Annotated in this window: 9 protein-coding genes; 2 read left to right on the top strand and 7 right to left on the bottom strand. The window is 69.4% G+C overall.

The window, feature by feature from the left end; genetic code table 11:
* Positions 1–125: 125 nt before the first annotated feature.
* The 3 genes from QM624_RS01795 to QM624_RS01785 all read right to left on the bottom strand — a co-directional run bounded on the left by QM624_RS01795 (position 126) and on the right by QM624_RS01785 (position 2498).
* Positions 126–794: an SRPBCC family protein gene (locus QM624_RS01795; RefSeq protein WP_415088383.1), complete on the bottom strand. Its 669-nt coding sequence runs from the start codon at positions 792–794 to the stop codon at positions 126–128.
* A complete protein-coding gene (locus QM624_RS01790; protein WP_415088382.1) occupies positions 787–1371 on the bottom strand; it encodes an ArsR/SmtB family transcription factor in 585 nt (194 codons plus the stop codon). The genes QM624_RS01795 and QM624_RS01790 overlap by 8 nt, the downstream gene beginning before the upstream one ends.
* A 125-nt stretch (positions 1372–1496) precedes the next feature.
* Complete coding sequence (locus tag QM624_RS01785; RefSeq protein WP_415088381.1) at positions 1497–2498, bottom strand: serine hydrolase domain-containing protein; 1002 nt, start codon at positions 2496–2498, stop codon at positions 1497–1499.
* Positions 2499–2672: 174 nt separating this feature from the next.
* Between QM624_RS01785 and QM624_RS01780 the strand changes: the two genes are divergently transcribed.
* Both QM624_RS01780 and QM624_RS01775 read left to right on the top strand, forming a co-directional pair.
* Positions 2673–3284: a TetR/AcrR family transcriptional regulator gene (locus QM624_RS01780; RefSeq protein WP_415088386.1), complete on the top strand. Its 612-nt coding sequence runs from the start codon at positions 2673–2675 to the stop codon at positions 3282–3284.
* A complete protein-coding gene (locus QM624_RS01775) occupies positions 3277–4158 on the top strand; it encodes an alpha/beta fold hydrolase (RefSeq protein WP_415088380.1) in 882 nt (293 codons plus the stop codon). The genes QM624_RS01780 and QM624_RS01775 overlap by 8 nt, the downstream gene beginning before the upstream one ends.
* 10 nt (positions 4159–4168) lie before the next feature.
* On the opposite strand, the gene hisH is transcribed toward QM624_RS01775, so the two are convergent.
* The 4 genes from hisH to hisD form a co-directional block, all read right to left on the bottom strand.
* Complete coding sequence (gene hisH, locus QM624_RS01770; protein WP_415088379.1) at positions 4169–4792, bottom strand: imidazole glycerol phosphate synthase subunit HisH; 624 nt, start codon at positions 4790–4792, stop codon at positions 4169–4171.
* Positions 4789–5403, bottom strand: a complete 615-nt coding sequence (hisB, locus tag QM624_RS01765) for an imidazoleglycerol-phosphate dehydratase HisB (protein WP_415088377.1) — start codon at positions 5401–5403, stop codon at positions 4789–4791. Before hisB ends, hisH begins: the two co-directional genes overlap by 4 nt.
* Positions 5400–6494: a histidinol-phosphate transaminase gene (locus tag QM624_RS01760; RefSeq protein WP_415088376.1), complete on the bottom strand. Its 1095-nt coding sequence runs from the start codon at positions 6492–6494 to the stop codon at positions 5400–5402. Before QM624_RS01760 ends, hisB begins: the two co-directional genes overlap by 4 nt.
* A gap of 83 nt (positions 6495–6577) precedes the next feature.
* Complete coding sequence (gene hisD / locus QM624_RS01755) at positions 6578–7879, bottom strand: histidinol dehydrogenase (protein WP_415088375.1); 1302 nt, start codon at positions 7877–7879, stop codon at positions 6578–6580.
* Positions 7880–7997 lie beyond the last annotated feature (118 nt).

Here is a 7997-nt window from a genome sequence, read left to right as displayed (position 1 = left end):
GTTCCAGTGCGTGCATGAGTGCCGCCGACGAGGGAGTCGTGGCGGAGCCACGACGACCGAGGAGAAGGTGCTCAGGTGCGTGCTGGGGCGGCGGCCAATCGACATTCGCCTACCTGCGGAACCTCTTATGGCCCGACCGGATAGCCGCCGCGCCACCAGGCGTTCCACCGGTCCTCTTCCTCGGCGAACCGATCGTCGTCCAGGCCGTAGCAGGTGACGATCGCGGACGCGTCGACCACGATCCGGCCGGTTTCGTCCGCCGCCGGTTCCTTGGCGACCAGGATCAGCAGGCCAGGACCGAGATCCGGCAGCAAGACACCCTGCTGTCGCTCGGCCGTGTACCAGGTGTCGCCGACCCGCGTCGGCACCGAGCTGCGCAGGCGCTGCGGCGCGTCCGGCTCGCCGCGCGCCATCAGGAAGATGGTGCGTCGATCCTCGTCAGGGTGGTGTTCGTGCATGAACTTGAGCTGCTGCAGGAACGACGTCCAACCCTCGGTGATGTCGTCGTAGTAGGCACTCCACTCGTCGCCGGGCACAAGCGGCGCGCGGGTAATCCGTACCCGCGAGCCGCCGTCGACGGCGTCCACCTCGAACAGGTCGCCGGCGTTCGCCCGCAACACGTGCGCTTCATCGTCCGCACCCTCGGTGCCGAAGATCAGCGCGATCTCGTCGTCGAGACCCTCGGTGTGCCAGCCGTGCCAGCGCCGGATCAGTGCCGGGTCGCGCAGGCTGGCCCAGACCGTCTGCACCGGTGCGGCGATGGTCACCTCGATCACCGGTCGTTCCTCAGTCATCGCTGCGTTCTCCTCTCGTGGGGTGGCCGCCGATCAGCAGGCGGAAACGTTGCCCCCGGTCTGCCCCGAATCGCTGCGTCAGTTCGGCGACCGCAGTGGCCAGCGCATCGGTGAAGGCATGCACGTCGGCGGGCTGGGCGAACGTGACATCGGCCTCGACGGTGAAGGTCAGCAGCCGCTTCTGCGACGCCTCGGCGCCGGCCTGCAACCGGGATACGTTCCGGACGACGTCGGAGGCGGCGCCGACCAGATGCTCTGCGGCGTACCGGTCGCGCGAGCGCACCTGCTCCCCCGGCGCCAGGATCGCCGGATCGACCACGAGTTGGTCGGCGGTCGCTCGCAGCACCCGCTCGACGCAGCCGCGGCGCTGCCGGGTCTCGACCAGTTCGACCAGCCCGGCCCGCTCGAGCACCCGCAGGTGGTAGTTCAGCTTCTGCCGCGTGAGTCCGGTCTGCTTGGCGAGTTCGGTCGCGGACGCCGGCTGCCGCAGCAGCTCGAGCAGCCGGCGGCGGATCGGCGCCAGTGCGGCCTTGACCTGACCGTCCTGGTCCAGAAGTTCGATCGCTGCTGCCGGCATGGCATCAGCGTGCTATCCGACAATACTTTTTGTCAATAGGCCAAGAGACCGTCCCCGGTGACCGGGGGGACGGTTCTTTTTCGTACCAACTTCGACCTCGGTACGCCCTGCGATTCGTCGCTGGTTCAGCCGAGGGCGGCCTCGCGCCACAGCCGCAGGTGCCTCATCATCGGACCTGCCTTCTCCGACTCGTTGGCCAGCACCGTCCAGGTCAGATCATGGGCGGGCACATGTTCGCTCTTCATCTCGACGCCGGCGTCCGCACCGACCATCGCCCACACTCCACCCGGCCTCGGCAGCCATAACCCCAAGCCGTACGGCCATTCCGGATCATGGTCGGACACCGCAGTGGTCATCTCCTCGACCAGTTCGAGCGGCACGATCGCACCTGCGGCCAGCGCCAGCCAGAAGATCCGGGCGTCACCCACGGTGAGGTAGGCGCCGCCGTCCGCACTGCCCTCGATCGGCAGGTGGAAGATGTTGGTGCGCAGGCTGTCCGGGTAGAGGTAGCCGAGGGCTGCCGAGCCGGGCAGTTCGTCGGAACGCAGGAAGTCGGTGTGCTGCAGGCCGGCTGGGCGCAGCACCCGCTCGCGCACCAGATCCTGATACCGGACGCCGGACGCCCGTTGAGCGAGCAGGCCGAGCAGCACGAAGCCGCCGTTGCTGTACTCGAAGCCGGTGCCGGGCGCGGCGAGCATCGGCACGTCCAGCAGCGGCAGGAAATCCTCGGGCGAGGTGTAGATGTGCGGACTGCCGGGCACCAGATATTCGTCGGCATCGGCATCGTCGTCGAGGTATTCGCCGACCCCGGATCGGTGGCCGAGCAGGTGGCGCACGGTGACGGCGTCGTCGACCTGCGGCAGATCGCCGCCGAGCCAGCGGCGGGCCGGGTCGTCCAAGGCCATCGTGCCCTCGGCAACCAGGGACAGCACCGCGAGCGCGGTGAACGTCTTCGAGCCGCTGGCCATGCCGAACTGGGTGTCAGGGGTGTTGGGGATGCGGTGGGCCCGATCGGCCATTCCGAATGCCTGCTCGAACAGGCATTCCCCACCCGCCTCGACCCGGATCACTCCGGTGAAGTCGTTCTCGATAGCTGCGGCGAGCAGGGCGGCGGTGTCCAGTTCCATGACTCAGTGTGCCGCCCCCTCGGCGCGAGGGGCCACCCGCGCGCCGAGTTCTGACGATGGCAGCCCGACCCGAGCGCGAGCACACCTATTACGATACGACCCGTGTCGTATCTGAATGCGGGAGCACCGCCTCGTCCACCGGGCCGGCCACGCGATGCCGTTCGAGAGACGGAGATTCTTCGCGTCGTTCTCGACGTGCTGAGTGAGTCAGGCGTCGATGGGGTCACCTTCGAGGAGGTCGCGCGACGGGCCAAGGCGTCCAAGCGGACCCTGTACCGTCGGTGGGCCACGAAGCGGGAGATGATCGTCGCCGCCATCAAGGCCGGGCCCGCTGCCGGAACCAAGCCCGAGCCGATCGACACGGGTTCCCTGCGCGGAGACCTGCTGGCGCTGCTGGCCCGTCTGGAGGCGACGATGCGGGCCGGCGAAGCAGTCAGCCTGATGATCATGCAGGCAGGCCTGCGCGATCCCGAACTCTGCGAGCACATCGAGGCCTCGGTGGGTCCGACCGGGGCGCGCCTGACCGAGGCTGTGCTGCACTCGGCTATCGAGCGCGGCGAGCTGCCGGCGTCCGCCGACCCCTTCGCCTACGAGGAGGTCGGAGCGGCCGTGCTCGTCATCCGCCAACTCAACGGACTGTCGACCGACATGACCTATCGCGAGGCGCTGGTCGACGCGGTGTTGCTGCCGGCACTGCGCAGCGGCGTCGTCGCCGGCCAGCACGGAATCTTCTCCGGCCGGCCCACCCCTTCGAGCACCCACCTGAATGGAGAGCCCCATGAATGACCTCACCATCCCCGACTTCACCTACCAGCGAATCACCGGCGCGGACGGAGTCACCCTCAACGTCGCCCACGCCGGACACGGCCCGGCCGTGGTCCTCCTGCACGGATTCCCACAGACCCATCTGATGTGGAGCGCGGTAGCCGCTGACCTGAGCCGCGACCATGCCGTGATCGCCCTGGACCTGCGGGGCTACGGCGACAGCGACAAGCCGGACGCCACGACGCCCGAGGTCTACTCCAAGCGGACGATGGCTGCGGACGTCGTCCAGGTCGCCGCGCACCTCGGCCACGACCGGTTCGCCGTCATCGGTCATGATCGCGGCGCGCTGGTCGCCGTCCGCGCTGGACTCGACCACCCGGAGGCGGTCACCCACGTCGGCATCCTCGATGTTCTGCCGACCATGGACACCTGGGACGTCCTCCACGGCGTCGATGCGAAGGTGGCCTGGCATCTCTACCTGATGGCACAGCCCAAGGGCTTGCCCGAGAAGATGATCGAAGCCGTCGCCGAGGAGTTCTTCGCGTCGTTCCTGGACGCGTGGGATCCGACCGGAACCACCTTCTCGCCAGAGGTGCGCGAGCACTACCTGCGCGCATCGGTCGCCGCGGTGCCGTCCATCGTCGCCGACTACCGAGCCACCGCCAGCATCGACCTCGACATGGACCGCGCCGACCGCGCCAGCGGCCGGCAACTCACGATGCCCGTTGCGGCCATCTCCCAGGACTGGGGCAGCCGGCTCGGATTCGACCCCACCCAGATCTGGGGTGCCTGGGCGCCCGACTTCAGCTACGAACCGATCGACGCCGGGCACTTCATGGCTGAGGAGAATCCCGCCCGGATCACTCAGTTCGCCCGACGGCTGCTGGCCCGATAGGCGGCCGGCGTCACAGGGTGGCGATCCAGTTGCGCAACAACCGCGCGCCCGCCTGACCGGACTTCTCCGGGTGGAACTGGGTGCTGGACAACGACCCGTACTCGACGGCGGCGATGAACCGGTCGCCGTCGTGCTCGGCCCAGGTCACCTTCGCCTCCCCCGGCAGGTCGCCGGACGACCGGACGCCGTAGGAGTGCACGAAGTAGAACCGCTCCCCCGCCAGTCCGGCGAACAACACCGAATCGGACGGCGCCTCGACCGTGTTCCAGCCCATATGCGGTAGCCGGGCGCTGGTCAGCCGCTCCACCACACCGGACAGGACGCCGACGCCGGCGGCGTCCAGGCCGTGTTCGACGCCGTGGCTAAACAGCACCTGATGGCCGACGCAGATACCCAGCACCGGACGACCCTCAGCGAGCCGCTGCCGGACCATCGCCGGCCCGCCGACGGCGGCGAGGCCGTCCATGCATGCCGCGAAAGCACCCACTCCGGGCACCACGAGGCCGTCGGCCGCCAAGGCCGCGTCGGCGTCCGCGGTGAGGACGACATCGGCACCGGCGGCCCGCAGCGCGCGGGTCGCCGAATGCAGGTTGCCCGAGCCGTAGTCGAGGACGACCACACGCGGGTCGGTCACAGCGAGCCCTTGGTGGACGGAATCGCGTCCGCGACGCGCGGGTCGATCGCGACCGCGATCCGCAGCGCCCGGGCGACCGCCTTGAACTGGGCCTCGACGATATGGTGCGGGTCGCGTCCGGCGAGCAGCCTCAGGTGCAGGCAGATGCCGGCGTTGATCGCGAACGACTCCATCAGGTGGTAGGTCATTGAGCCCGCGTAGGGCACGCCGGAGCCGCCGATCAGCGCGTAGATCTGGCCGTCCGGCTCGCCCGCGCAGACCGCGTAGGGGCGTCCGGCGACATCGACGACGGCATGCGCGAGGGCTTCGTCCAGCGGCACGGTGGCATCGCCGAACCGGACGATGCCGCGCTTGTCGCCGAGCGCCTGCTTGACCGCCTGGCCGAGCGCGATGGCGGTGTCCTCGACGCTGTGGTGGCCGTCGATGTGCAGGTCGCCGGTGGTGGTCACCTCCAGATCGATCAGCGAGTGCTTGGACAGCGCGGTCAGCATGTGGTCGTAGAACCCGACGCCGGTGCTGATCGTCGAGGCGCCGGTGCCGTCCAGGTTCACCGCCACCCGGACCGTCGATTCACTGGTGCTGCGCTCCACCACCGCGGTGCGTGCCGTCATCGGATCTCCTCCAGTACTTCGGCCAGGGCCGTGTAGAACGTCTCGGTTTCGTCCGGGGTGCCGGCCGAAACCCGTAGCCAACCTTTGGGTCCGGTCTCCCGGACGAGAACCCCGCGATCGAGTAGCCGCTGCCAGACATCATGCCGGTCGTGGAACGGGCCGAACAGGCAGAAGTTGGCGTCCGAGTCGATCACCTCCACACCGAGTTCCGGCAGCCGGACGAGCATCTCGTCACGCGTCCGGCGCAGCTGATCGACCTGAGAGAGCAGGAAGTCGGCGTGCTTCAGGGCGGTCTCGGCGATGATCTGGGTCTGCGCCGACAGGTGGTACGGCAGCCGGACGATGCGGCAGGCATCCACGATCGCGGGCGCGGCGGCGAGATAGCCGATCCGGCCTCCGGCCAGGGCGAACGCCTTGCTCATGGTGCGGCTGACGATCAGGTTGCCGAACCGCGGCAGCAGGGTCAGCGCGGTCTGCTCGGGGTGCCGGGAGAACTCCTGGTAGGCCTCGTCGACCACCACGATCGCGTCGGTGTGCGCCAGCACCTCGGCGATCACCTGCAGCGCGGTCGGGGTGCCGGTCGGGTTGTTCGGCGTGGTGATGATCACCACGTCGGCGTCGTGCTCGGCGATCGCGGAGCCGATCAGTTCGGCGTCCAGGGTGTAGTCCTCGTGACGTGGCGCGGTGACGTAACGGGTGTGAGTGTTACGGGCGTACTCGGGGTACATCGAGTAGGTCGGGGTGAAGCTGAGCACCGTGCGGCCGGGGCCGCCGAAGGCACCCAGCACGTGGGTCATCACCTCGTTGGAGCCGTTCGCCGCCCAGATGTTCTCGATGGTGAGCCCGTGTCCCAGGTACGCCGCCAGTGCGGTGCGCAAACCGGTCGCCTCGCGATCCGGGTAGCGGTTCATTCCGGTGGCTCCGGCGGTGATCGCGGCGGCCATGTCGGCGGCGATCTCGGCGCTGGGCGGGAACGGGTTCTCGTTGACGTTGAGGCACACCGGCACGTCCAACTGGGGCGCGCCGTAGGGCTCCTCGCCGACCAGTTCGGGACGCAGCGGCAGGTCGGCCAGCGTCGGATTGGGTTTCATCGATCCGCCTTCTCTGTGGTGAATCTGCTTGTGAATCGGAATATCGAGGGGTTGGAGCACGGTGTGCGCTCGGGTGGTCATCGTCACTGGGCCGGACGGCGAACGGTGACCGCGGCGCCGTGGGCCGGCAGGTTCTCGGCGGCAGCGAAGGTCTCGACCACGCTCGCCACCTCGAGCAGCGCCTCGCGCGAGTAGTCGATGACGTGCACGTTCTTGAGGAAGCTGTTCACGTTCAGACCGGACGAGTGGCAGGCGCAGCCGGCGGTCGGCAACACGTGGGTGCTGCCGGCGCTGTAGTCGCCGAGCGACACCGGCGACCACGGTCCGACGAAGATCGCACCGGCGTTGCGGACGCGACCGGCGATCGTCCGGGCGTCCCGGGTGTGGATCTCGAGGTGCTCGGCCGCGTACGCGTTGACCACGTCCAGGCCCTGGTTCAGGTCATCGACCAGGACCACGGCGGACTGCTCACCGGCCAGCGCGGTCCGGATCCGCTCGGCGTGGGTGGTCGCTGCGACCTGCGGCTCGAGTTCGGCACGGACGGCGTCCGCCAGCTCGGTCGAATCGGTGACCAGGACGGCTCCGGCGAGCGGGTCGTGCTCGGCCTGCGAGATCAGGTCGGCGGCGACGAAGCGCGGGTCGGCGCTGTCGTCGGCGAGGATGGCGATCTCGGTCGGGCCGGCCTCGGAGTCGATGCCGACCTTGCCGCGCAGCAGCCGCTTGGCCGCCACCACGTAGATGTTGCCCGGCCCGGTGACCAGCTGCACCGGCTCGCACAGCCCGTCCACACCGTGGGCGAACATGGCGATCGCCTGCGCCCCGCCGACGGCGTACACCTCGTCCACGCCGAGCAGCGCGCAGACGGCCAGGATCGTCGGGTGCGGCAGGCCGTCGAACTCGGCCTGCGGCGGGGACGCCACCGCGATCGAGGACACCCCGGCCACCTGAGCGGGCACCACGTTCATCAGCACCGAGGACGCCAGCGGCGCCAACCCGCCCGGCACATAGAGTCCGACCCGCTCCACGGGGATCGCCCGGGCCTCGACGACCGCACCCGGCGCCGGCTCAGCGCGCCGGACCTCGGCCCGCGCCTCCAACTCGGCGACCGCCCTACGGCGGCGAATCGACTCCGTCAGCGCGCCGCGCAATTCCGGGGTCAGCCCGGCCTCGGCGTCCGCGATCGCCTGCGCGGGGACCCGCAGCTCGGACGGCTCACAGCCGTCGAAGCGTGCGGAGAACTCGCGCAGGGCGTCCGCGCCGCGCTCGGCCACCGCGTCACAGATCGGCCGCACCACGTCGACCGCATGCTCGACGTCCATCGGAGCCCGAGGAACGACGGTGCGGTAGTCAACGGCCTGCCCACGCAGGTCAAGGGTGCGGATCACCCGTTGATTCTAAGGGTTGGGCCACCTAGCCCGCCGTCGGTCGAGCCTGCCGAGACCTGACCCCCACCGTCGGTCGAGCTGGTCTACCCCTACTCGAACCCCAGCCCGTCGGTCGAGC

This window comes from Micropruina sp. (genome assembly GCF_047606365.1).
In the GTDB taxonomy this organism is placed as follows: Bacteria; Actinomycetota; Actinomycetes; order Propionibacteriales; family Propionibacteriaceae; genus Micropruina.
This window is presented reverse-complemented; position numbering and strand designations above follow the sequence as displayed.

What these genes read in the sequence shown, in the direction of transcription:
- QM624_RS01790 (WP_415088382.1), bottom strand. Translation starts at nt 1,371, where the DNA reads ATGCCGGCAGCAGCGATCGAACTTCTGGACCAGGACGGTCAGGTCAAG.
- QM624_RS01775 (WP_415088380.1), top strand. Translation starts at nt 3,277, where the DNA reads ATGAATGACCTCACCATCCCCGACTTCACCTACCAGCGAATCACCGGC.
- QM624_RS01785 (WP_415088381.1), bottom strand. Translation starts at nt 2,498, where the DNA reads ATGGAACTGGACACCGCCGCCCTGCTCGCCGCAGCTATCGAGAACGAC.
- QM624_RS01795 (WP_415088383.1), bottom strand. Translation starts at nt 794, where the DNA reads ATGACTGAGGAACGACCGGTGATCGAGGTGACCATCGCCGCACCGGTG.
- hisB (WP_415088377.1), bottom strand. Translation starts at nt 5,403, where the DNA reads ATGACGGCACGCACCGCGGTGGTGGAGCGCAGCACCAGTGAATCGACG.
- QM624_RS01760 (WP_415088376.1), bottom strand. Translation starts at nt 6,494, where the DNA reads ATGAAACCCAATCCGACGCTGGCCGACCTGCCGCTGCGTCCCGAACTG.